This is a genomic window from Micromonospora sp. A200, assembly GCF_029893845.1.
GTDB lineage: Bacteria > Actinomycetota > Actinomycetes > Mycobacteriales > Micromonosporaceae > Micromonospora > Micromonospora purpureochromogenes.
Window position 1 is genome coordinate 178,362 of record NZ_JARXXY010000009.1, and the last position, 23,609, is coordinate 201,970.

General features: G+C 74.0%; 20 protein-coding genes. 10 read left to right on the plus strand and 10 right to left on the minus strand.

Going from position 1 to position 23,609, the window contains the following annotated elements; translation table 11 throughout:
• Nucleotides 1-37: 37 nt before the first annotated feature.
• The 5 genes from M2302_RS11605 to M2302_RS11625 are packed head-to-tail and all read right to left on the minus strand — an operon-like array spanning nucleotide 38 to nucleotide 5,265.
• Complete coding sequence (locus M2302_RS11605; protein WP_280837923.1) at nucleotides 38-1,348, minus strand: DUF58 domain-containing protein; 1,311 nt, start codon at nucleotides 1,346-1,348, stop codon at nucleotides 38-40.
• Nucleotides 1,345-2,337, minus strand: coding sequence for a MoxR family ATPase (locus M2302_RS11610; protein ID WP_280837924.1), 993 nt, complete (start codon nucleotides 2,335-2,337; stop codon nucleotides 1,345-1,347). Before M2302_RS11610 ends, M2302_RS11605 begins: the two co-directional genes overlap by 4 nt.
• A complete protein-coding gene (locus tag M2302_RS11615) occupies nucleotides 2,334-3,746 on the minus strand; it encodes a DUF4350 domain-containing protein (RefSeq protein WP_280837925.1) in 1,413 nt (470 codons plus the stop codon). The genes M2302_RS11610 and M2302_RS11615 overlap by 4 nt, the downstream gene beginning before the upstream one ends.
• Nucleotides 3,743-4,417: a DUF4129 domain-containing protein gene (locus M2302_RS11620; protein ID WP_280837926.1), complete on the minus strand. Its 675-nt coding sequence runs from the start codon at nucleotides 4,415-4,417 to the stop codon at nucleotides 3,743-3,745. The genes M2302_RS11615 and M2302_RS11620 overlap by 4 nt, the downstream gene beginning before the upstream one ends.
• Nucleotides 4,414-5,265 (minus strand): hypothetical protein, encoded by an 852-nt coding sequence (locus M2302_RS11625; RefSeq protein WP_280837927.1) that lies wholly within the window; start codon nucleotides 5,263-5,265, stop codon nucleotides 4,414-4,416. Before M2302_RS11625 ends, M2302_RS11620 begins: the two co-directional genes overlap by 4 nt.
• A gap of 225 nt (nucleotides 5,266-5,490) precedes the next feature.
• On the opposite strand from M2302_RS11625, the gene mtrA reads away from it, so the two are divergent.
• The 5 genes from mtrA to raiA all read left to right on the plus strand — a co-directional run bounded on the left by mtrA (nucleotide 5,491) and on the right by raiA (nucleotide 11,341).
• Nucleotides 5,491-6,180 (plus strand): MtrAB system response regulator MtrA, encoded by a 690-nt coding sequence (gene mtrA, locus M2302_RS11630; RefSeq protein ID WP_154939275.1) that lies wholly within the window; start codon nucleotides 5,491-5,493, stop codon nucleotides 6,178-6,180.
• Nucleotides 6,181-6,252: 72 nt separating this feature from the next.
• Nucleotides 6,253-7,935, plus strand: a complete 1,683-nt coding sequence (mtrB, locus tag M2302_RS11635) for an MtrAB system histidine kinase MtrB (protein WP_280837957.1) — start codon at nucleotides 6,253-6,255, stop codon at nucleotides 7,933-7,935.
• Complete coding sequence (locus tag M2302_RS11640; protein ID WP_280837928.1) at nucleotides 7,932-9,752, plus strand: LpqB family beta-propeller domain-containing protein; 1,821 nt, start codon at nucleotides 7,932-7,934, stop codon at nucleotides 9,750-9,752. Before mtrB ends, M2302_RS11640 begins: the two co-directional genes overlap by 4 nt.
• Before the next feature lie 50 nt (nucleotides 9,753-9,802).
• Nucleotides 9,803-10,468 carry a ComF family protein gene (locus tag M2302_RS11645; protein WP_280837929.1) on the plus strand — a complete coding sequence of 222 codons (666 nt, stop codon included), beginning with the start codon at nucleotides 9,803-9,805 and terminating at the stop codon, nucleotides 10,466-10,468.
• A gap of 246 nt (nucleotides 10,469-10,714) precedes the next feature.
• Entirely contained in the window at nucleotides 10,715-11,341 is a 627-nt protein-coding gene (raiA, locus tag M2302_RS11650; protein WP_280837930.1) for a ribosome-associated translation inhibitor RaiA, read from the plus strand.
• A gap of 74 nt (nucleotides 11,342-11,415) precedes the next feature.
• On the opposite strand, the gene M2302_RS11655 is transcribed toward raiA, so the two are convergent.
• Together M2302_RS11655 and M2302_RS11660 are read right to left on the minus strand one after the other, a co-directional pair.
• Nucleotides 11,416-12,525, minus strand: coding sequence for a GNAT family N-acetyltransferase (locus M2302_RS11655; protein WP_280837931.1), 1,110 nt, complete (start codon nucleotides 12,523-12,525; stop codon nucleotides 11,416-11,418).
• Nucleotides 12,522-13,682: a GNAT family N-acetyltransferase gene (locus M2302_RS11660; protein ID WP_280837932.1), complete on the minus strand. Its 1,161-nt coding sequence runs from the start codon at nucleotides 13,680-13,682 to the stop codon at nucleotides 12,522-12,524. The genes M2302_RS11655 and M2302_RS11660 overlap by 4 nt, the downstream gene beginning before the upstream one ends.
• A 169-nt stretch (nucleotides 13,683-13,851) precedes the next feature.
• Between M2302_RS11660 and secA the strand changes: the two genes are divergently transcribed.
• The gene (gene secA, locus M2302_RS11665) at nucleotides 13,852-16,779 is read left to right on the plus strand and encodes a preprotein translocase subunit SecA (RefSeq protein WP_280837933.1); all 2,928 of its coding nucleotides are present in this window, start codon (nucleotides 13,852-13,854) and stop codon (nucleotides 16,777-16,779) included.
• 168 nt (nucleotides 16,780-16,947) lie between these two features.
• Here secA and M2302_RS11670 read toward each other — a convergent pair whose 3' ends face one another.
• Nucleotides 16,948-17,532, minus strand: coding sequence for an Rv3235 family protein (locus tag M2302_RS11670; RefSeq protein WP_280837958.1), 585 nt, complete (start codon nucleotides 17,530-17,532; stop codon nucleotides 16,948-16,950).
• Between the two features lie 104 nt (nucleotides 17,533-17,636).
• On the minus strand, nucleotides 17,637-17,864 hold the full coding sequence (locus M2302_RS11675) for a helix-turn-helix domain-containing protein (protein WP_154939259.1): 228 nt from the start codon (nucleotides 17,862-17,864) through the stop codon (nucleotides 17,637-17,639).
• A gap of 197 nt (nucleotides 17,865-18,061) precedes the next feature.
• On the opposite strand from M2302_RS11675, the gene M2302_RS11680 reads away from it, so the two are divergent.
• Nucleotides 18,062-18,571: a hypothetical protein gene (locus M2302_RS11680; RefSeq protein ID WP_210774833.1), complete on the plus strand. Its 510-nt coding sequence runs from the start codon at nucleotides 18,062-18,064 to the stop codon at nucleotides 18,569-18,571.
• Nucleotides 18,572-18,648: 77 nt separating this feature from the next.
• Here the strand turns inward: M2302_RS11680 and M2302_RS11685 are convergent, their stop codons facing one another.
• Nucleotides 18,649-19,671, minus strand: a complete 1,023-nt coding sequence (locus M2302_RS11685; RefSeq protein WP_280837934.1) for a hypothetical protein — start codon at nucleotides 19,669-19,671, stop codon at nucleotides 18,649-18,651.
• A 354-nt stretch (nucleotides 19,672-20,025) separates the two neighbouring features.
• On the opposite strand from M2302_RS11685, the gene pruA reads away from it, so the two are divergent.
• From pruA to prfB, 3 genes are all read left to right on the plus strand, one after another.
• Nucleotides 20,026-21,654 (plus strand): L-glutamate gamma-semialdehyde dehydrogenase, encoded by a 1,629-nt coding sequence (gene pruA, locus M2302_RS11690; protein WP_280837935.1) that lies wholly within the window; start codon nucleotides 20,026-20,028, stop codon nucleotides 21,652-21,654.
• A 249-nt stretch (nucleotides 21,655-21,903) separates the two neighbouring features.
• Nucleotides 21,904-22,419: a helix-turn-helix transcriptional regulator gene (locus M2302_RS11695; protein WP_088963825.1), complete on the plus strand. Its 516-nt coding sequence runs from the start codon at nucleotides 21,904-21,906 to the stop codon at nucleotides 22,417-22,419.
• Between the two features lie 64 nt (nucleotides 22,420-22,483).
• Nucleotides 22,484-23,605 (plus strand): peptide chain release factor 2, encoded by a 1,122-nt coding sequence (gene prfB / locus M2302_RS11700; protein ID WP_280837936.1) that lies wholly within the window; start codon nucleotides 22,484-22,486, stop codon nucleotides 23,603-23,605.
• The last annotated feature ends 4 nt before the right edge of the window (nucleotides 23,606-23,609 follow it).

The following is a 23,609-nucleotide window of genomic DNA, read 5'->3' on the forward strand; positions in this document are numbered from 1 at the left end:
ACCCACACCACCCGGAACGCCGGGAGGGCCGGGTGGGTCAGAGTTGGCCGAGGGCCTTGAGGCGGAGATAGGTGTCGGCGACCGTGGGGGCGAGGCGGTCCGCCGGGGCGTCCACCACGGTCACGCCGTACCGGGCGAGGGCGGCGCGCACCCGGTCCCGCTCGGCCAGCGCCCGCCAGCCCGCCGCCGCCGCGTAGGCGTCCTCCGGCCGGGTCGGCGCGGCGGTGGTCAGCCGGGTGAGTACCGGGTCGTGCACGGCGGCCACCACCACCCGGTGCCGGGCGGCCAGCCGGGGCAGCACCGGCAGCAGGCCCTCGCCCAGCGCGCCCGCCTCCAGCGCGGTGAAGAGCACCACCAGGCTGCGCTGCCGCTCCCGGCGGAGGATCTCCCCGACGATCAGCTCGAAGTCCGTCTCCACCAGCGCCGGTTGCAGCGGCGCGAGCGTGGTCACCAGCTTGCCGAGCAGGGCGGGGCGTCCGCTGCCGGTGACCGTGGCCCGGATCGCGGCGTCCGCGGCGATCAGGTCGACCCGGTCGCCGGCCCGGGCGGCGAGCGCGGTGAGCAGCAGCGCCGCGTCGATCGCGGTGTCCAGCCGGGGCTCGTCGCCGACGCGTACCGCCGAGGTGCGGCCGGTGTCCAGCACGCAGACCAGCCGGCGGTCCCGCTCCGGCCGCCAGGTGCGGACCAGCACGTCGGCGCGCCGGGCGCTGGCCCGCCAGTCGATCGAGCGGACGTCGTCGCCGACCACGTACTCGCGCAGGGTGTCGAACTCGGTGCCCTGGCCGCGTCCCCGGGTGACCTGCATGCCGTCGATCACGCGCAGCCGGGAGAGCTTCTCCGGCAGGTGCCGCCGGGAGTCGAAGCGCGGCAGCACCCGCAGGGTCCAGGCCGGGGTGACCGGCCGCCCGGCGCGCTGCCGGAAGGCCAGCCCCAGCGGGCCCAGCGAGCGCACCGCCAGGGCCACCGCGGGCCGGTCGCCGCGCCGGGTCGGGGTGAGCCGGCTGGGCAGCAGCGCGTCGCCGCCCGCCGGTACCGGCACGACCCGCTCCGGTGGCAGGTCCGGGCGGGCCCCCGCCGAGGGCACCCAGGCGTCGCGGACCTGGGCGCGCAGCGTACGGCCGGAGGCGTTGGTCAGGCGCAGCGCGACGGTGGCGGTGCCGCCGAGCCGGACGGTCCGGTCGCCCTCCCGGGTGGCGGTGACCGCGTGCAGCGGCGCGGCCAGCGCCCAGTCCAGGGTGCAGAGCAGCAGCACCGCGCCGGTCATCGCGACGACCCCGAGGAACGGGTCCGGCCACACCGGCAGGGTCAGCGCGCCCCCCAGCAGCAGGACGGCCGCCCGCCAGGTCATCGCGGCGTCGGCACGGTGGCCAGCACCGTGTCCAGCACCGCGTCCACGCCGACGCCCTCCAGTTCCACCTCCGGGCGCAGCCGCAGCCGGTGCCGCAGCGTCGGCCGGGCGGTGGCCTTGACGTCGTCCGGGGTGACGTGGTCGCGCCCGGCCAGCCAGGCCCACGCCTTCGCCGTGTTGAGCAGGGCCGTCGCGCCCCGGGGCGAGGCGCCCAGCTCCAGCGCCGGGGTGGCCCGGGTGGCCCGGCACAGGTCCACGATGTAGCCGAGGACAGGCTCGGCCACGTACACCCGGCCGACCGCCTCCCGGGCGGCGGCCAGGTCGGCGGCGGTGGCGACCGGTCGTACGCCGGCGGCGGCCAGGTCCCGCGGGTCGAAGCCGGCGTGGTGGGCCCGCAGCACGCCCAGTTCCTCGTCCCGGGTGGGCAGCGGCACGGTGAGCTTGAGCAGGAACCGGTCCAGCTGCGCCTCCGGCAGCGGGTACGTGCCCTCGTACTCGATGGGGTTCTGGGTGGCGGCGACGATGAACGGGTCGGGCAGCGGCCGGCGGGCGCCCTCGACGGAGACCTGCCGCTCCTCCATGACCTCCAGCAGCGCCGACTGGGTCTTCGGCGGGGTCCGGTTGATCTCGTCGGCGAGCAGCAGGTTGGTGAAGACCGGCCCCTCCCGGAAGGTGAACGCGGCGGTGTGCGGGTCGAAGATCAGCGACCCGGTGACGTCGCCCGGCATCAGGTCCGGGGTGAACTGCACCCGCTTGGAATCCAGGTCCAGCGCCGCGGCAACCGTCCGGATCAGCAGCGTCTTGGCCACTCCCGGTACGCCCTCCAGCAGCACGTGTCCCCGGCAGAGCAGCGCGATCACCAGCCCGGTGACCACGGCGTCCTGCCCGACGACCGCCTTGGCCACCTCGGCGCGCAGCCGGTGCAGGGCGGCACGGGCGTCGTCCGCGCCGGCGGTCGCGGTCGCGGCGGATGCGACGGGGTGGGTCACCGGAGGTCTCCTTCGGTCGGGTGGTCGGGGGGTGCCGCGACCGTACGGGTCACCCGGTCCAGCGACCGGGCCAGTGCCAGCAGTTCGGCGTCGGAGGACGGCTCCCCGCCGTACAGCAGCTCGTGCGCCTCGTCGGTGGTGCCGCCGGTCCGCGCGGCGACCAGCGCGGCCACCTCCGCGGGCGGGGTGGTGGCGGGCACGTTGAGCCGGGCGGCGAGCCGGTCGAGCGCGGCGGCGCGCAGCGTGTCGGCGGCCGGGCCACGGGCGCGGGCGCGCTGGTAGAGCCGCGCCCGGCCGAGGACCGTCTCGGCGGAGCGCACCCGCACCGGCAGCGGCTCGGCGACCGGCGGGCCGAGCCGGCGGGCCCGCCAGAGCACCATCAGCAGCGCGGCCAGCGCGAGCTGCACCAGCAGCGCCCAGAACCAGGCGGGGAACGCCGCCCAGAGCGGGTTCTGCCGGTCCGGCGGTTGGGCCTGTTCCCGCTCCTGGTCCCCGCCGTCGGACGGGTCGCCGTCGGAGTCGCCGGAGCCGCCCGGGTAGCCGTCGCCGGGCTGCCCGCCGTTGCCGTCACCGCTGCCGTAGGTGGTCGAGCCGCCGGGGGTGGGCGACCAGGCGGGTTCGCCGCTGCTGCCGGTGCCGAAGTGCGGGGGCGGGGCGGGTCCGTCCAGGTCGAGCCAGACCACCCGGCCGTGGCCGCCGAGCAGCCCGGTGGCCAGCGCCTGGTTGCCCCACTCGCCGATCCGGTCGTTGCGGAACGGGTCGCCGGCGCCGATCACCACCACGTCGGCTGCCCAGGGCAGGTGCACGAGTCCGCCGGAGTAGCAGGTGCGCAGGGTGTTAGCGAAGCCGGCGGGCGGGGCGTACCGCTGGAGCCGGGCGGCGGCGGTGCCGGCCCGGGCGGCCTCGGGCAGCGGGCAGGGCACCCCGTCGGCGTCCGGGGCGACGGCCCGGGTGGCCCAGCGCCGGTCGGCCCGCACCACCGGCAGGTCCACCGACTCCAGCACCCGCAGGGACGGGTCGACCAGGACCAGTCGGCGGCCGGCCGGCAGGTCGCCCAGCGCGCCGACGGTGTCCGGGTGCAGCAGTTCCGGCGCCGGTACGAAGAGCGTCGCCGGCCCGGTGTCGAGCGCCAGCAGGGCCCGCAGGGTGTCCGTCTCCCGCTGCACGGTGACGCCCTGCCCGCGCAGCGCCTCGGCCAGCCGGCTACCGCCGTCGTCGTTGGTCGCCACCGGGGAGAGGTAGCCCCGCTCGGTGGCGTCCGGCTGGTCGACCGCGTGGGTGACCACGGTGATCGTGAGCAGCGCGGCGGCCAATGCGAATGGGATCACCAGCCGGTGCCAGCGGCGTCGCCGCCGGGGCGGGGGCGGGGCGGTCGAGGGGGCGGCCGGCGGTGCGGCGGTGGCGGTCATCGCGGCTCCTCCGGACCGCCGGCCAGCACCCGGTCCAGTTCGTCGGCGAGCTCCCGCATCCGCCGGTCGTGCTCGGCGGAGGCGGTACGCCGGGCGTACCAGAGCTCGGAGAAGATCGTGCCCGCCGCGCGGAGCGTCGGGTCGACCGGGGGCCGGTTGCGGGCCGCCGCCTCGGTCAGCTCGGTGACGGTCATGCCGGGGCGCTGCTCGACCGCCCCGGTGGCGACCAGCCGGCGGACCATGCCGCGCAGCCGTTCCCGTACCGCCTCGGCGAAGCGGCCCTCGGCGGCCAGCCGGTCGGCCAGGGAGAGCGCCGGCCCGGGGGTCGGTGCCGCGTCGCCCGCCCGGGGCCGGGGCAGCTCCGGGGTCTCGGCGGCGGGCCGGGTCCGGCGGTGCCGACGCCAGCGGGGCAGCCGGAAGCGGAGCCGGGGCAGCCGGAGCCGGGGTAGCCGGAAGCGGAGTCGGGGTAGCCGGAGGCGGAGGCCGGGCAGCCGGAGGCGGCGTCGGCGGAGCCGGAGCCGGGGCAGCCGGCGCGGCACCCACGCCGGCCAGTGGTACCAGGCCAGCGCGGCCAACCCGGCGGCCAGCAGGAGCAGCAGCGCCGCCAGCGGCAGCGGCAGCAGGTCGCCGAGCGCGGCGCTGGCCTCGGTCCACCAGCGGCTGAAGCTCATCGGTCGGCCGCCAGCAGGACGGGCTCGGCGAGGCCGGCCGGGGAACGGGCGAGCCGGATGTCGAGGCCCTCGGTGCGCATCCGGTTGTCCAGGTGGATCACCGCGTCCAGGCAGGCCAGCGCCGGGTAGGCGACGGCATTCACGCCGGCCCAGACCGTGATGGCGGCGACCTGGGCCAGGGCCGGGTCGCTGAGATCGATCAGGTCGAGGGAGTCGAGCCCGGTGAGGACGCCCAGGCCGAGGCCGACCCGCAGGATCCACCAGCCGAGGTAACCGAGCAGCCGGACGGCGCCGGCCTGCCCGCCGCCGCGCACGGCGAGCCGTGCCGCGCGGCCGACCGCCCGTTCCACCGGTACCCGGTCCACCGCCAGGGTGGCCGCGACGGAGCCGAACAGGGCGTACGCGACGAACCAGAGAGGGCCCATCAGGCCGGCGAGCATCATCACCAGGCCGACCAGGAGCGCGAGGAGCAGGGTGGCGCCGTAGCGGGCACCCCGGGGGCGGAGCAGTTCGCGTACGCCGGCGCGGCGGCCGAGCAGTGCGGCGCCGGCGGCCCGGGCGGCCGGGTTGCCGAGCAGCGTGACGATCAGCGCTTCGCTCGCCGCGCCCAGCGCCAGCAGGAACCACAGCGCGGGGAACCCGTCGACGCCCAGCAGCCAGCTCGGCGGCTCGACGCCGGCGGCCAGCCGCAGGGGGTGGAGCAGGAGTTGCTCGCCGACGGCGAACAGGGCGCCCAGCGGGAGCAGCAGCCGGCCCTGGGTACGCAGCAGCAGCACGGCCGAGTCGAGCAGCTCGCCGACAGTGAGCGGGCGCCTCGGGAGCACGGCGGTCGGGCCGACGTCGGGCACGCGTACTCCTGCTCCTGACGGGTCTCGGTGGCGGGCGGCGGGGCACCCGGGGGATCATGGTGACACGGCCCGTCCGATCGGGTGGACCCGCACGCCGCGTGGCCCTCGCGGATGACCTTCGGCGGCGGTCTTCCGCGTGGGACGTGCGGTGACAGCACCCACGGCAGTACCGTGCCGGGTGACGCCGATCCCACCGAACTGAACGGGGATGGAAACATAAATCCCATGAGAGCCCGGGTACTGGTGGTCGACGACGACCCCGCGCTCGCCGAGATGCTCGGCATCGTCCTGCGCAGCGAGGGCTTCCTGCCCTCGTTCGTCGCCGACGGGGAACGGGCGTTGGCCGCGTTCCGGGACAATCGACCCGACATCGTGCTGCTCGACCTGATGTTGCCCGGTATGAGCGGTATCGACGTGGCCCGGGCGATCCGGACCGAATCGGGCGTGCCGATCGTGATGCTGACCGCCAAGAGCGACACCGTCGACGTGGTCCTCGGCCTGGAGTCCGGCGCCGACGACTACGTGGTCAAGCCGTTCAAGCCCAAGGAGCTGGTCGCCCGGATGCGGGCCCGGCTGCGGCGCGGCGAGGACGTCGCCCCGGAGATGTTGACGATCGGGCCGCCCGGCAACCAGATCACCATCGACGTGCCGGCGCACACGGTCAGCCGGGACGGCGAGGAGGTGAAGCTGACGCCGCTGGAGTTCGACCTGCTGGTCGCGCTCGCCCGTAAGCCGCGTCAGGTCTTCACCCGCGAGGTGCTGCTGGAGCAGGTCTGGGGTTACCGGCACGCGGCCGACACCCGGCTGGTGAACGTGCACGTGCAGCGGCTGCGCGCCAAGATCGAACCGGATCCGGAGCGCCCGGAAATCATCCTCACCGTTCGGGGCGTGGGCTACAAGGCTGGTACCGGATAGCCTGGTCGCACCGTGACCAGCTCCCCGACCCCCCACTCCCGGACCCCCGCCGGCTGGCGACCCGCCGCGCGGGTGCTCTGCCGTGCCCTGGTGCGTCAGGGCCTCGGCCTGCACCAGACCTGGCGCCGGTCGCTGCAGGTGCGGGTGGTCACCATCACGCTGGTGGCCTCCAGCCTGCTGGTCGGCGGCTTCGCCTACCTGATCGCCGACAAGATCACCAACATCCTGGTGGAGAACGCCCAGACCGACGTGCTGCTGCGGCTGCGCAGCGGCAGCGACTACTCGGCGAAGCAGTTCAACCTCTACAGCCAGCCACAGGAGGCCCAGCTCCAGGACACCATCGAGGGCACGGTCAACTACCTGGCCGGCGGCGACCCGCAGCAGACCAGCGGGGTGGTCGTGGCGATCACCGCCGACAGCTACGCGGGGATCATCGAGACCCGGACCTCCCCGGCGACCGACGTCCGGCCGCTGATCAGCCGGGAGCTGCGGGCCGCCGTCGCGGACGGCAAGGTCGCCCACCAGGTCCGCACCGGCCGGCTCGGCGGGGCGCGGACCAAGTACCTGGTGTACGGCTCCCCGGTGCCGACCCGCTTCGGCCAGCTGGAGCTCTACTACCTGGTGCCGCTGACCCGGCAGGACGCCACCGCCGCCGACGCCCGGGCCACCGTGCTCGCCACCGGGGTGGCCCTGGTGCTGCTGCTCGGCCTGCTCGCCGCCCTGGTCACCCGCCTGGTGGTGACCCCGGTCCGGGTGGCCGCCCGCACCGCCCAGCGGCTCTCCGCCGGCCTGCTCGACCAGCGGATGGTGGTCAACGGCGAGGACGACCTGGCCCTGCTGGCCGCCTCGTTCAACCAGATGGCGACCAACCTGCAACGGCAGATCCTCCGGCTGGAGGAGATGTCCCGGTTGCAGCGCCGGTTCACCTCGGACGTGTCGCACGAGCTGCGTACCCCGCTCACCACCGTCCGGATGGCCGCCGACCTGATCTTCGCCGAGCGCGACGAGTTCGACCCGGCCGTCGCCCGCAGCGCCGAGCTGCTCCAGGCCGAGCTGGACCGGTTCGAGGAGCTGCTCACCGACCTGCTGGAGATCAGCCGCTTCGACGCCGGCTTCGCCATGCTCGACGCCGAGCCGACCGACCTGGTGCCGGTGGTGCACCGGGTCGCCGACCGGTTGGCCGGCCTGGCCGAGCGGGTCGGCGTACCGATCCACCTCGACGTGCCGACCACGCCGGTCATCGCCGAGGTCGACCCGCGCCGGGTCGAGCGGGTGCTGCGCAACCTGGTCGGCAACGCGGTCGAGCACGGCGAGGCGAAGCCGGTGCTGATCACCCTCGGCATGGACCAGACCGCCGTCGCGATCACCGTGCGCGACCACGGCGTCGGGCTCAAGCCGGGGGAGGAGAAGCTGGTCTTCAACCGCTTCTGGCGGGCCGACCCGTCCCGGGCCCGGCAGACCGGCGGGACGGGCCTGGGCCTGTCGATCAGCCTGGAGGACGCCCGGCTGCACGGTGGCTGGCTGGAGGCGTGGGGCGCGCCCGGGCAGGGCGCCCAGTTCCGGCTCACCCTGCCGGCCCGCGCCGGGGACCGGCTGACCACCTCGCCGCTGCGGCTGGTGCCGGCCGACGCCGCGTTGCCGTTCGGCGGCCCCCGCCCCGGTGAGCTGCTGGCGATCGGCCCCGCGGGCGAGGGCACCCTCGCCATCGGGCCGGCCTCGGCCGCCGACGACGACCGGGCGGAGGTGCGTTCATGAGGTCGCCGCGCGGGCGGACGCTGGCCGGGGCGCTCTGCGCCGCGCTGCTGGCCGTGGCCGGCTGCGGCATCCCGGAGAACACCGAGGTGCAGGTGGATGGGTCCGGGCCGGCGGTGGAGGCCGGCGGGTCCAGCTTCCGCCGCAGCGAGCCGCCCGCCCGGGCGGCGGCCGGCACCGACCCGGAGACCTTCGTCCGCAACTTCCTCTCCGCCGCGGCGGGCGAGCCGGACCGGGCGTACGCGAAGGTCAAGCAGTTCATCGCGCCGGAGAACAAGAGCCGCCTGCAGGAGAAGCAGGGCAGCGAGGTCGCGGTCAACGTGGTCCGGCTGACCGAGGCCCCGGTGATCACCGAGAACGCGAACGGACTGTTCTCCGTGCTACTGCGGGTGCAGCAGATCGGCGTGCTGCGGTCCAACGGCGTCCTGGCGCCACCGGTGGCGACCGAGCGGGAGTACCGGTTCACCCTGCGCGGCGCCGTCTCGCCGGGGCAGCAGGGCACCGAGGAGGCCGGCCTCTTCGTCACCGACCCGCCGCACGTGCTGCTGCTCAGCGAGCAGGCGCTGCGGGAGTACTACCAGACCAGGCCGGTCTACTTCTGGAACTCCGACCAGACCCGCCTGGTCGCCGACCAGCGTTATCTGCCGCTGGCGGTGCCGGACGAGCGGCGGGTCAGCGAGGTGGTCAAGTGGCTGCTCGCCGGCCCGTCGGAGTGGCTGCGCCCCGCTGCCCGGCCGCTGCCGGACCGCACCGCGCTGATCAACAACGCGATCGAGACGGACGGCCGCTGGGAGGTCACCCTCGAACTGCCGGGTGACGACAACCGCGAGCTGGGCAGGATCGGCATCCAACTCGCCTGGTCGCTGCCGGAGCTGGACGGTCAGCTCCAGCTCACCACCCGCAACCAGTCCCGGGTGGCGATCGCGGACCTTGAGCAGCACCGCCTGGCGCACCCGCTCTACCCGATCGACGACGCCCCGCAGCGGTTCACCGCCTACGACGGAGCGGTCCACGCGCTGAGCTTCCCGGGCGAGGCCAGCGGCGTGGTGCCGCTCATGCCGGCCGACAACCGCAACGTCGTCTCGGCCGGGCTCAGCCGGGTCGAGGACAGGATCTTCGCCGCCCTGGTGGTCGGCGCCCCAGGCGGCCGGCAGCGGCTGGCCGTCGGATCCGGCACCGGCACGGTGGAGGGCGTCCACAAGGGGACCCAGACCTTCGGCGCGATCGGGCGCCCGGTGTGGCTGCGCTCGCTCGACCCCGGCCAGCCGTACGGGCTGATGGTCGCGGACGGCCAGCTCTACCGCTTCGACGACCGGGCCCGGACGGTTCCGGTGCCGTTGACCGCCGCCGGCCGGGTGACGGCGGTGGCCGGCTCGCTGGACGGGCACCGGCTCGCCCTGGTGATCGGCGGTCGGCTCCACCTGGCGGCGGTGAACCTGGCCGGCGGCCTGGTCTCGGTCGGCCCGGCCCGCGAGGTGGCCACCTCGCTGCGCGACCTGTCCGCGGTCGACTGGGCGGATGAGAACACCCTGGTCGTGGCCGGTACGGCGGACCGTTCGGCGGTCTACTACGTGAGCACCGACGGCGCGCTGGAGACCGCGCTGGTGGCCGACGTGGGCGCCCGGGTGACGCACCTGGCCGCGTACCCGACGAACCCGGTGGTGCCGCTGCCCAGCGCGCTGATCATGTACGAGGCGAACGGGGTCGCCTACCGCTATCCCTCGCCGGACACCATTCGGCGCGACCAGGTGCTGGAGGTGACGCCGCCACCGGCCGGCGTCCGCCCGGGCAGCCCGACTGCCCCCCTCTTCCTGTACTGAGGGCGTCGTGCGGGGCGGTCGGCGGGCTCTGGGCGGACCTGACCGACCTGGTGCTGCCGAGCGGGTGCGCGGGTTGCCGGCAGACCGGTTCGGCGAGCCGGCGGGGGTTCTGCCCGGCCTGCGCCGACGCGCTCCAGGCGTTGCGTCCCGCCCCGGTACGCCCCACCCCCGCCCCGCCCGACCTGCCGCCCTGCCATGCCCTCGGCCCGTACGCCGGGCCGTTGCGGGAGGCGCTGCTGACGTACAAGGAACGGGGTCGGCACGGTCTGGCCGGGCCGTTGGGCGCGCTGCTGGCCGAGGTGGTGGCCGACGCGGTGGGCCCGGCGCGGCCGGTGCTGCTGGTGCCGGTGCCGGACACCGCGGCGGCGGCCCGGTCCCGCTACGGCGACCACCTGGGTAGGTTGGCCCGGCACGCGGCCCGGCGGCTGCGCGGGGCGGGGTGGGACGTGCGCACGGCCCGGCCGCTGCGGGCGCTGCCCCGGCCCGACTCGGTGGTGCTGGACAGCGCCGGGCGGGCAGCCGCGGCGGCGTCGGCGTTCCGGGGCCGCGCGGGCCGGGGTGGGCGCGAAGCCGGCGGCCGGAGCGTGGTGGTGCTCGACGACATCCTCACCACCGGGGCGACCCTGGCCGCGGTGGCCCGCACATTGCGGGGCCTGGGAATAACGCCAAACGTCGCGGCGGTGCTCGCCGCAACGCAAAAACGACGCCATTGGTGACGCTTCGTGTTTCCGTTTCACCCCTTGGTGTATGAGGTGTGAAATCCCTGAGCCTTCTCGACAACTGGGGGTGACTGCCGGCCGAACAGGAGTTAGCGTTTTCCTGTCGGGGGTAGGAGGTTTCAAACCCACCCCCGGCGGTGGAAGGAGGCGTAGCCGTACCTGACCGGTCGACGCCACAGGGATGCTCCCAGGGTCGGTCGACCGGATTGAAGATCAGACGACCATCCGAAAAAGGGAGGTCACGTGGACATCGTGGTCAAGGGCCGAAACGTCGAAGTGCCGGACCATTACCGGGTGCACGTAGCTGAGAAACTCGCGAAGATCGAACGCTACGACCACAAGCTCATCCGAGTCGACGTGGAGTTGTTCCACGAACGCAATCCCCGCCAGTCCGACACCTGCCAACGCGTGGAGATCACCTGTGTCTCCCGGGGGCCGGTGATCCGGGCGGAGGCCTGCACGAACGACTTCTACAGCGCGCTCGACGCGGCCATCGCCAAGCTGGACACCCGACTGCGCCGGGCGGCCGACCGCCGCCGCGTGCACCGGGGCCGGCACGCGCCGCTCTCCGTCGCCGCCGCCACCGCCGATCTACCGGTGGCCGACCTGGCCGCGCCGTCCGGCGCTACGGCCACCGCGGTGGCCGAACGGGTCGAGGAGGAGCCCGCCGACGAGTACGACGACCAGCCCTGGCACATCGCCCGGGCCAAGGTGCACCCCGCCGAGCCGATGACCGTGGACGACGCCCTGTTCCAGATGGAACTGGTGGGGCACGACTTCTACCTGTTCCACGACAAGGAAACCGGCCGGCCGAGCGTCGTCTACCGGCGGCACGCGTACGACTACGGCATCATCTCGCTCGACATCTGACCCCTTCCCACCCCTCGCAGCCGGTCACGGGGCCGGGTGGTTCGCCCATCCCGGCTCCGGTGGCCGGCGCGCGTTCAGCCCGGGTCGTCGGCGAGCAGTGCGTAGAGCACCGCGTCCGCCCGCAGCCCGTCCCGGCCGGGGAGCCGACCCCGCATCAGCCCCTCCCGCCGGAACCCGGCCCGCTCCAGCACCCGCTGGGAGCCGAGGTTGTCCGGCGCGGTACCGGCCCAGAGTCGGGCGAGGCCGACCGGCCCGAAGGCCCAGTCGGCGACCAGACGCACCGCCCGGGTGGCCAGCCCTCGGGCGCGTGCCTCGGGCAGCAGGCTGTAGCCGAGCATCGCCTGGCTGGTGGCCGGCTCGTCGTAGCTCATCGCGCAGCCGCCGGCCAGTTCCCCGGTGCCCGCGTCGCAGAGCGCGAAGTCGGCCGAGCTGCCGACCAGCCATTCGCTCTCGGCGACGGCGCAGCGCCGCGCGATCGCCGCCCGGGTCGGCGGGACCTGCGGTACCCGGCTCGCCACCACCTCGGGCAGCGTGTGCAGCCGGTACAGCGCGTCGGTGTCCGCCGGGGTCAGCCGGCGCAGCGTCACCACGTCGTCGGTGAGCCGGCCGTCGGGCAGGTCCGGCAGTGCCCGGGGCGTCGGGCCGGCGGGGTCGTCGGCGAGGCGTACCCAGGCCCACAGGTCGTGTCGCCCGCCGCCGCGCGTCGGGTTCGCGGCCCGGCGGACCCCCTCGTACCGGAAGCCGGCGGCGAGCGCCACCCGCATGCTCGCCGCGTTCTCCTCGTGGGTGAGCAGCTCCAGCCGGGCGATGCCGGCGGCGAAGGCGTGCCCGGCCAGTGCGCGGGTGGCGGCGGTGGCCACGCCCCGGCCGCGGGCCCACGGCGCCACCCAGTAGCCGATCTCCGCCTGGCCCCGCGCCGGGACCGGCTGGCTCAGCCCGATCCCGCCGAGCAGCCGGTCGGAGGCCGGGTCGGCGATCGCGTACGCGGCGCCGCCGGTGGCCCAGGCGGCCGGCGCGCCCTCGGTGATCCACCACCGGGCGCTCTGCTCCGTGTACGGGTCGGGCATGCCGGAGATGAACCGTCGGGTGAGCGGGTCGGCGCAGGCGGTGGCGGTGTCCGCGACGTCGTCGAGCCGGAACGGTCGCAGCCGGACCTCGTCCGCCTCGATCGTCTCCGGCGTCACCGGACCAGGTCCTCGGCGACCAGCGCGGCCACCCAGGCGTCGCCCCGGCCGCCGTCGCGGGTGGTCAGGCGGGACCGGGCGGTGCCCTCGAACGAGAACCCCGCCTTCTCCGCCGCCCGGCGGGAGGCGGTGTTGCCGACCAGCGCCAGCCACTCGATCCGGGCCAGGCCCAGGGTGGTGAAGCCCCAGGCGGCCAGCGCGGCCACGGCGGCGGGCAGGTAGCCCCGGCCCCGGGCGTGCGGGGCGGTCATGAAGCCGACGTTGCCGCCGAGCGGGTCGGGGCCGAGGCGTAGGTCGACCGAGGCCACGTACCGGTCGTCCGCGTCGGCGACCGCGTAGTACGCCCCGGTGCCCCGGGCCCAGGCCGCCTCGGCGACGTCCCGCCGGAAACCCTCGGCGTGCTCCCGCCGGTACGGGTGCGGCACGGTGGTCCAGCGGACCGTGTCGGGGTCGCGGCAGGTCTCGACGATGGCGTCGAGGTCGCGTTCCTCCATCGGGCGCAGCCGCAGCTCGGTGTCGCCCGCCGTGGCGAAGAGGACGGGCTGCGGCCGACCGAAGACGGCGGCCCGGCGGGCGTCGAGGGTGTCCGGGCCGGCCGGCCCCGGTTCGCCCGGCGCGGGCACCTCGCCGGGGAGCAGCGAGCCGATCCAGCCGGCCGTCCGGCCGCCCTCGGCCGGGTGGGCCAGCCGCAGCTCGCCGGAGACCTGGAAACCGGCGCGCAGCGCGACCAGCCGGGAGTAGTGGTTGCCGACCTCGGCCTGCCAGACCAGCCGGCGCAGCTTCAGCGCGTCGAACGCCCAGCGGGCGACCGCCCGGGTGGCCCGCACGGTGACGCCCCGCCCGCGCGCCCAGGGCGCGGTCCAGTAGCCGATCTCGGCGGAGTCCAGGGCCCGGTCGATCGAGACGAGGCCGCAGGAGCCGAGCAGCTCGCCGGTGTCGGCGTCGCAGACCGCGAACGGCGCCCCGGTGCCCTCGGCCCAGGCCGTCGGGGCCCTGTCGGTGACGAACCCGTGGGCGTGTTCCGGCAGGTACGGGCGCGGTACGGTGGTCCAGCGCTGGATGTCCGGGTCCTGGCAGGCGCGGTGCACGGCGTCCGCGTCGGCGGCCTGCCAGGGGCGTAGCAGCAGGCCGTCCTCGATGATCTCCACAGGCTCCATCCGAGCCATCGTGCCGGATCGTTCGCGGTGGGCGTAACCGGATAACCGCCGGTGGCGGCGCTGCCTGCGCGATATGTCGGGTTCGCCGGGCCGGACCGCCGCCACCAGTGACCATCGTGCCGATGAAGCGCCTACGATGGTTCGAGACTGTCTAGGGGAGCGTTGATCCGTGTCGATTCTGGAAAAGGTCCTTAGCGCCGGCGAGGGCCGTATGGTGCGCCGGCTCAAGGCCATCGCCGCCGCCGTCAACTCGATCGAGGACGACTACGTCAACCTCACCGACGACGAGCTGCGCGGCCTGACCGAGCAGTACCGCGAGCGGCTCGCCGACGGTGAGACCCTCGACGACCTGCTGCCCGAGGCGTTCGCCACGGTGCGCGAGGCGGCCGCCCGGGTGCTCGGCCAGCGCCCGTACGACGTCCAGGTGATGGGCGGCGCGGCGCTGCACTTCGGCAACATCGCCGAGATGAAGACCGGTGAGGGCAAGACCCTGACCTCGGTCATGGCGGTCTACCTCAACGCGCTCTCCGGCAAGGGCGTGCACGTGGTCACGGTCAACGACTACCTGGCCCAGCGCGACGCCGCCTGGATGGGCCGGGTGCACGAGTTCCTCGGCCTCACCGTCGGCGTGGTCCTGCCCAACCGGCCGGCGTCGGAGCACCGCGCCGCCTACGAGTGCGACATCACCTACGGCACGAACAACGAGTTCGGCTTCGACTACCTGCGCGACAACATGGCCTGGTCGCGCGACGAGCTGGTGCAGCGCGGCCACAACTTCGCCGTGGTGGACGAGGTCGACTCGATCCTCATCGACGAGGCCCGGACCCCGCTGATCATCTCCGGCCCGGCCGAGCACTCCGCCCGCTGGTACTCCGAGTTCGCCGGCGTGGTGGCCCGCCTCCAGCCGGGCACCGACGGCGAGGGCGACTACGAGGTCGACTACGCCAAGCGGACCATCGCCATCACCGAGCGCGGCGTGGCCAAGGTCGAGGACCGGCTCGGCATCGACAACCTCTACGAGTCGGTGAACACCCCGCTGGTGGGCTACCTCAACAACGCGATCAAGGCCAAGGAGCTCTACAAGCGCGACAAGGACTACATCATCAGCGACGGTGAGGTCCTGATCGTCGACGAGTTCACCGGGCGCATCCTGCACGGCCGCCGCTACAACGAGGGCATGCACCAGGCGATCGAGGCCAAGGAGGGGGTGGAGATCAAGCAGGAGAACCAGACCCTGGCCACCATCACCCTCCAGAACTACTTCCGCCTCTACGAGAAGCTGTCCGGCATGACCGGTACCGCCCAGACCGAGGCGAGCGAGTTCAACAAGGTCTACAAGGTCGGCGTCGTGACCATTCCGACGCACCGGCCGATGGTCCGCCTCGATCGGGCCGACGTCATCTACAAGACCGAGCGGGCCAAGTTCAACGCGGTCATCGAGGACATCGCCGAGCGGCACCAGGCCGGCCAGCCGGTGCTGGTCGGCACCGTCTCGGTGGAGAACTCGGAGATCCTCTCCCAGCTGCTGCGCCGCCGCGGCATCCCGCACTCGGTGCTGAACGCCAAGTTCCACGCCCGCGAGGCGGAGATCGTCGCCCAGGCCGGTCGCAAGGGCGCGGTCACCGTCGCCACCAACATGGCCGGCCGTGGCACGGACATCCTGCTCGGCGGCAACCCCGAGTTCCTCGCCGCCAGCGAGCTGCGCCAGCGCGGCCTCGACCCGCTGGAGAACGACGAGGAGTACGCCAAGGCGATGGAGGAGGTCCTCCCCGCCTGGAAGCAGGCCTGCGAGGCCGAGGCCGAGGAGGTCGCCGAGGCCGGTGGCCTCTACGTGCTCGGCACCGAACGGCACGAGTCCCGCCGGATCGACAACCAGCTGCGCGGTCGGGCCGGCCGGCAGGGTGACCCAGGCGAGTCCCGCTTCTACCTGTCACTGCAGGACGAGCTGATGAAGCGCTTCCGCGCGGGTGCGGTCGAGGCGGTGATGGAGCGCTTCAACATCCCGGAGGACGTGCCGATCGAGTCGAAGATGGTCACCCGCCAGATCAAGAGCGCCCAGGCGCAGATCGAGGGCCAGAACGCCGAGATCCGTAAGAACGTCCTCAAGTACGACGAGGTGCTCAACAAGCAGCGCCAGGTGATCTACGCCGAGCGGCTGCGCGTACTCAACGGTGAGGACCTCTCCGACCAGGTCCGCAACATGATCGACGACACGGTCACCGCGTACGTCACCGGCGCCACCAGCGAGGGCTACGCCGAGGACTGGGACCTGGAGCAGCTCTGGTCCAGCCTCAAGCAGCTCTACCCGGTGGGCATCTCCATCGAGGAGATGGAGGAGGAGGCCGGCGGCGCCCGCGCGAGCATCGACGCCGACTTCCTGCTGGCCCGCCTCAAGGAGGACGCGCACGCCGCGTACGACCGGCGTGAGGAGCAGCTCGGCGAGGAGGCGGTACGCCAGCTGGAGCGGATGGTGCTGCTCCAGGTCATCGACCGCAAGTGGCGCGAGCACCTCTACGAGATGGACTACCTCCAGGAGGGCATCAGCCTCCGGGCGTACGCCCAGCGCGACCCGGTCATCGAGTACCAGCGCGAGGGCTTCGACATGTTCGCCACCATGATGGACGGCATCAAGGAAGAGACGGTCGGCTTCCTCTACAACCTGGAGGTGCAGGTCCAGGAGCCGGAGCCGGAGGCCGAGGAGGTCCAGCTGCTGGAGAAGCCGGTCGAGATCCGGGCCAAGGGCCTCAACCGCGCGCCGCAGCAGCAGGGCCTGCAGTACTCCGCCCCCACCATCGACGGCGAGGCCGGCCAGGGTGCGGTGGCCGTGGAGCGGCCCGAGCAGCAGGCGCCCGCGCTGGGTGTCGGGCGTTCGGAGACGCCGGCCCGTCCGGCGGCGCCGGGGGCGTCCGGCACGCCGCGTCGTCCGGCGGCCACCGGGGCGAGCGGTCAGGCCGTCGCGGCCAGTACCGCCCGGCGCGGGTCGGTGCCGGCGGAGCGTGCCGAGGGCGGCAACGGCCCGTCCCGCAACGCGCCCTGCCCGTGCGGCTCCGGCCGCAAGTACAAGCGCTGCCACGGCGCGCCCACCGGCGGCGCCTGATCCTGACGCGGGGCCCCGCCCCGCCGAGTCGGTACGACGAGAGCCGCAGTCCTTCGGGGCTGCGGCTCTCGCCGTTCCGGGGATGTAGCGGTGTCGGTGCCGTGCCGATACCAGCATGTCGGCGATCTGGAGCGGATCATGCGCGCCCGGGCGCAACGGGCGAGGTGGTCAGAGCACCTGGAGGGCGGTGCAGAGCCAGCCGCCCCGGCGGTGTTCGAGGCGTACCGCCAGCGCCCAGGTGTGGCCGGCGGCGGCGAGCACCGCGGCGGCCTCGACGGCCGCCGACCGTGGCTCGCACACCCGGAGCCGGCGCAGGTGCACCACCGGCCGGCTCGACCGACGGCGGTGCGGGCCGGTGCGGGCCGACGCCCGGGCCAGCTGCTCGGTGACCTCGGCGGCCCGTCCGGGCTCGACCAGGGACCGGAGCTGCCCGGGCGGGCGGTAGCCGTTGAGGATCTCCAGGAAGGTGGCGACGAACCGCTGGGCGGCGCGGCCGGCCTCGGGCGTGGCCGTGGCGAGGGCGCCGGGCGGCGGGCCGGAGCGGGGCCGCGGCGGCCCCGGGCGGGAGTCGTGCCGCCGGCCGGGCGGGCGGCCGGCGGGCTGGTGCGCGGCACCGAAGAGGTCGAGGGCGAGCTGGCCGCTGGGGCGGGGCCAGAGATCCGGCGACTCGTCGACGTAGGGCGGGTCGCTGACCGGGGCCGGGCGCAGCCGGACCGGGGGCCGGGAGGGGCCGGGACGGCGGGAGTCGACCATGCTGCTCACCTCTGATCGTTGCGTTTGCCTTCGTTTGCCTCCGATACCTTTCGATAGTCGGGCACGGCAGTGTTCGCCGTCAATGGCGTTCGGCGTCGGGACGGCTACTCGGTGTCGCGGTCGGCGAGCGGGTTGCCGCGTACCCACTCGGCGGTTTCGGCGTACTTGCGCTGGATGTACTCCTCCAGCTGGGCGCGCTCGACGCGCCACTGGCCGCGCCCGCCGATCTTGATCGCGGGCAGCTCTCCGCTGCGCACCATGTGGTAGACCTGCGAGTCCGACACGTTCAACTCGGTGGCCACGTCGGAGAGCAGGAGAAACCTCGGCTCCACGGATAACCCCCGGTGTTGGCGTCGTTTGCCTCAGTTTGCCACCGCCGGCCGGACCCGCCCAGCACCCACCCGGCCAGCGCTGCGGTGCGGCACCTTCCACTGGGCCGGTGCGGGGTGTATGACGGTGTCGGCGTACGGCATGATCGGCGCCCGGACCGGCAGACCCGCCGGTCCGCGAACGATCGGGGGATACGACGGTGAGCGACGAGCTGGTCCGGGTGTACGTCCCGGCGACCGTGCCGATGCTGGCCCGGCTGCGGGAGCAGGGGCTGTCGGCCGACCAGGCGCACGCCGTCACCCCCGCCCTGCGCGAGTGGTACGCCGAGGGCGACGAGGAGGAGCTGGAGTACGTCGCGTTCACCCGCGCCGCCCAGGACGCCCTCCAGCTGCTGCGGGAGGACCCGGCCGCGCCCCGGCGCCGGGTGGTGGTCTCGGTGGACCTGCCCCCGTCGGCGGTCGGCCGGGGCGACGGTGACCTCGGCTCCAGCACGGTGCGGCTCGACCAGCCGGTGCCGGTGCGGTCGGTGGCCGCGCTGCACGTGGACGGCGCGGACGCGGTGGACGACGTGGCCGCTGCCGTCGAGGTGGTCGCCGAGGCCCTGGCGGGCGACCCGGACGCCCAGTTCACCGTCGACAGCGCCGAGGACCACGAGCTGGAGTGGTACGACCCCTCCGAGCTGGACCTGCTGCTCCGCGCCGCCTCCTGATCCGACCCGCCGGCGGGTGCCCGGCCCGCTCCGGAAGCGGCCACGCCACCGGCGGGGCGGAACGCCGGCGGAGCCGCTCAGTCCTCGAACGGCTCCGGCTCGTCGTCGTGGGGCGCCGGGCCGAGGGTGCGGCCGAAGGCGACGAGCGCGGTCAGCGCGCCGACGAACAGCACCCAGATGCCGTTGTCGACCCGGGAGGTGCCGAGGCTGGTCTGGGCGACCGCGTCCGCCTCGCTCAGCGCGCTGGCCAAATCGAGCAGGGTCCGGCCGCCGATCCGGATGATCACCTCGGCGAGCAGCAGGAGCATGCCCGGGCCGGCCCCGGCGACCAGGTACGCCGGCCAGCGCAGCGCCGGCGTCGCCGGGTCGCGGCGCAGCGCCCGGCGGCGGGCCCAGGTCAGGTAGCCGAAGGCGAGCAGGCCGGCGAGCAGGCCGGCGAGCAGCGACTCCGTGCGGGAGACCCACTTGGCGGCGCTCACCAGCGACGCCTGGGAGGCGTCGGCGCCGAAGAGGTCGAACAGCGGATCGCGGGCCCGGCTGAACGCCACGACGAAGACCAGCGTGCCCAGGGCGGCGGTGACCACGGCGCCGACCGGGGCGGCGTCGCGGGCTCCGGCCAGTGCCCCGCCGATGATGGCCGCCGCGGCGCTGGTGCCGGCGATCGTGTTGGTGGTGGCGTTGTCGGCGTAGGTCAGGTTGATCGCGAGGGCGGCGGCGAGCCCGACCAGCAGGCCGGTGCCGACCGCCACCACGAAGCGCAGGGTGGCCCGGTCGACGCCCCGCCGGGCGAGCAGCCCGGTCACCGCCAGGGCGACGGCGGCCCCGGCCACCAGGGCGGCCGAGATGACCCCGGGCAGGGCGAAGGCGGAGAGGCTGATCGCGGTGAGGCCGGCCGCCGCCGAGCTGATCGCCTCGCGGGTCGACCAGAGCATCGCCGCCAGCCAACCGACCGCCAGCAGGGCCAGCACGGGTGCGCCCGGGGCGTGCGCCGGCCGGGGGGCCTCGGCCACCGGCGCGACCTGATCGGCCGGGCCGGCCGGGTCGGTGGTGTCCGGCCGGTCCGACTCCGCGGCCGTCGAGCTGCCGGGCTGCTTGCTCATCGTGTCCCCTTCGACGGGCGCCCGACCGCAGCGGCGGGCCGGGGCAGGTCACCGGCCATCCAGCGTACGCGCCCGGCCCGGCCCGCTCCGCGCGCCCGCGCCCGCGCCGCCAGCCTGCTTTCCTTCGGCCGAAAGGGCCGTTCAGGTACGGATCGCCGCCCGACCCGCACCCGCACTTCTCGATCTATGGTTTCCGGACGGGCGGGGCGCCATCGGCGGGGAGCGGGCGTGGGAGAATCGCCGGAGGTCCCGCCGCCGCGACGCCCCACCGCGCGGTGCCCGGCGTCCGGCCGTCCGGTCGGTGCCCGCGGGTCCGATTTCGCCACCGCCGTCGAGATCGCACAGGAGCCTGTGATGGACGCCGTGTTCTCCGTACCCGAGCCGCGCAACGAGCCGGTACGCACCTACGAGCCGGGCAGCGCCGACCGGGAGCGGCTGCAGCGGCGGCTGACCGAACTCGCCGCCGAGCGGATCGACCTGCCGATGACGATCGCCGGCGAGCAGCGGATGGCCGGCGGTGAGTCGATAAACGTGGTCCAGCCGCACAAGCACGCCCACGTGCTCGGCGTCACCGGCCACGCCACCCACGACGACGCCCGCGCCGCCGTCAAGGCCGCCAAGGACGCCGCGCCGATGTGGCGCGCGCTGCCGTTCGAGGAGCGGGCCGCGATCTTCCTGCGCGCCGCCGAGCTGCTCGCCGGCCCCTGGCGGGACACGCTGAACGCCGCCACCATGCTCGGCCAGTCCAAGACCGCCGTCCAGGCGGAGATCGACTCGGCCTGTGAGTTCATCGACTTCCTCCGGTTCAACGTGCACTTCGCCCGGCGGCTGCTCGAGGAGCAGCCGATGTCGTCGCCGGGGGTGTGGAACCGCTTCGACCACCGCCCGCTGGAGGGCTTCGTCTACGCGGTCACCCCGTTCAACTTCACCGCGATCGCCGGCAACCTGCCCTCGGCGCCGGCCCTGCTCGGCAACACCGTGGTCTGGAAGCCGGGCCCGACCCAGCAGTTCGCCGCGCACTTCACCATGCGGCTGTTCGAGGCGGCCGGCCTGCCGCCCGGCGTGATCAACATGGTCACCGGGCGCGGCGAGGAGGTCTCCGACGTCGTGCTCGCCGACCCGGACCTGGCCGGAATCCACTTCACCGGTTCCACCAAGGTCTTCCAGCACCTGTGGCGGACCGTCGGCGAGAACATCGCCGGCTACCGCGGCTACCCGCGGCTGGTCGGCGAGACCGGCGGCAAGGACTTCGTGGTCGCGCACCCCAGCGCCGACGTCGACGCCCTGCACACCGCGCTGATCCGGGGCGCCTACGAGTACCAGGGCCAGAAGTGCTCGGCCGCCTCGCGGGCGTACGTGCCGCGTTCGCTCTGGGAGGGCGGGCTGCGCGACCGGCTGGCCGCCACCACGGACTCGCTGACCTACGGCGACGTCACCGACTTCAGCAACTTCGGCGGCGCGGTGATCGACGAGAAGGCGTTCAGCCGGCACACCGCCGCGCTGGAGCTGATCTCCGACGACGACACCTGCCGGATCCTCGCCGGCGGCACCGCCGACGACTCGGTCGGCTACTTCGTCCGGCCCACCCTCTTCGAGTGCAGCGACGCCGCGCACGAGACCTTCACCACCGAGTACTTCGGCCCGATCCTCGGCGTGCACGTGTTCGACGACGCCCGCTTCGACGACGCGGTCGCCCAGGCGGAGTCGATCGCGCCGTACGCGCTGACCGGTTCGATCTTCGCCAACGACCGCCGGGTGGTCGAGGCGGTCGCCGAGCGGATGCGGTACGCGGCCGGCAACTTCTACATCAACGACAAGCCGACCGGCGCGGTGGTCGGGCAGCAGCCCTTCGGCGGCGCCCGGGCCAGCGGCACCAACGACAAGGCGGGCTCCTGGCTCAACCTGGTCCGCTGGCTGTCGCCGCGGACGATCAAGGAGACGTTCGTGCCGCCGACCGACCACACGTACCCGCACATGGGCTGAATCGGCGACGGCCGCCGGTGGCGCGCGCAGCGTCATCGGCGGCCGGGCCGGCCCGCGGCCGCGGCGGGCCGCTGGCTGCGTGGTGGAGCCGGGCCGGCCCTCCGGTGGGGCTCCGGACACCGTCCGGCCGGTAGGCATCGATAGTCCTGGCAGCACTGTCGTCCGCCGACAGTGCACATTGGAAATCCTCCCGGGTGGCAAATCCGGAAATCCTGGACGCTGCGACGGCAAAGTGGCAGCTTAGAGGGCATGGCGGAATCCGGAGTCAACCCCACCGCGGCAGCTCTGCTGGGGCTGCTGCACGAGGGCCCGATGACTGGCGGCCAGCTGATGGCCGCCGCTGAGCGCCGACTGGCGCCGTACTGGTCGATGACCCGCAGTCAGGTCTACCGCGAGTTGCCGGTGCTGGCCGAGCGGGGTTTCGTGCGGCTCGGCAAGCCCGGGCCGCGGATGAGCCAGCCGTACGCGATCACCGCCAGCGGGAAACGGACATTTTCCCGCTGGTTGGCGGAGAACCCGGGTCGGGACACCATCCGCAACCCGATCGCCCTGCGGATCGCCTTCGGCGACCTGCACTCGGCCAGCCAGCTGAAGAACCTCTACGCCTCGGCCAACGAATACCACACCGAGGCCCTGGCGCACGTGCGCGAGCAGGTGAAGAACGCCAAGAAAGAGGGCGACACCTACGACGCCAGCGCGCTGGAGTTCGCCGTCGCCTACCACAAGGCGGCGCTTTCCTGGCTCAAGACCGCCCCGGTCGGCTGATCATCTGCCCGGGTCGGCGGTGTGACGTGAGCGGACCGCCGCACGCACAGTACGCTTGTCTGTCGTGACCGCTGCCGATTACGCCGAACAGCTCAAGGATCTCGACGCCACCCTGCGCAACATCGAGGCGGTGCTCGACCTCGACCGCCTGCACGAGGAGAAGGCCCGGCTCGAGGAGCAGGCGTCCGCGCCCGACCTCTGGGACGACCAGGCGAAGGCGCAGCAGGTGACCTCGCAGCTGTCGTACGTCAACGGCGAGATCGGCAAGCTCGGCAGCCTCCGCTCCCGGCTCGACGACGCCGGTGTCCTGCTGGAGCTGGCCGAGGCCGAGGCCGACCCGGGGGTGCTCGCCGAGGTCGAGACGGAGATCGGCGGGCTGCGCAAGGCCATCCAGGAGATGGAGGTCCGCACCCTGCTCTCCGGCGAGTACGACTCCCGGGAGGCGCTGGTCGCCATCCGGGCCGGCGCCGGCGGGGTGGACGCCGCCGACTTCGCCGAGATGCTGCTGCGGATGTACCTGCGCTGGGCGGAGCGGCACGGCTACCCGACCGAGGTCTACGAGACCTCGTACGCGGAGGAGGCGGGACTGAAGTCCGCCACCTTCACCGTCAAGGTCCCGTACGCCTACGGCACCCTCAGCGTCGAGTCGGGCACCCACCGGTTGGTCCGGATCAGCCCGTTCGACAACCAGGGCCGCCGGCAGACCAGCTTCGCCGGGGTCGAGGTGCTGCCGGTGGTGGAGCAGACCGACCACATCGACATCCCCGAGAACGAGATGCGGATCGACGTCTACCGGTCCTCCGGCCCGGGCGGGCAGAGCGTCAACACCACCGACTCGGCGGTCCGGATCACCCACATCCCCACCGGCATCGTGGTGACCTGCCAGAACGAGAAGTCCCAGCTGCAGAACAAGGCCTCCGCGCTGCGGGTGCTCCAGGCCCGGCTGCTGGAGCGCAAGCGGCAGGAGGAGCAGGCCAAGCTCCAGGGCCTCAAGACGGACGCCGCCGGCTCGTGGGGCGACCAGATGCGCTCCTACGTCCTGCACCCGTATCAGATGGTGAAGGATCTCCGAACCGAGCAGGAGACCGGCAATCCGTCCTCGGTATTCGACGGGGAACTGGACAGCTTCATCGAGGCCGGCATCCGCTGGCGCAAGCAGCAGCAGCTCGCCAACGACGCTGTGTGATCAA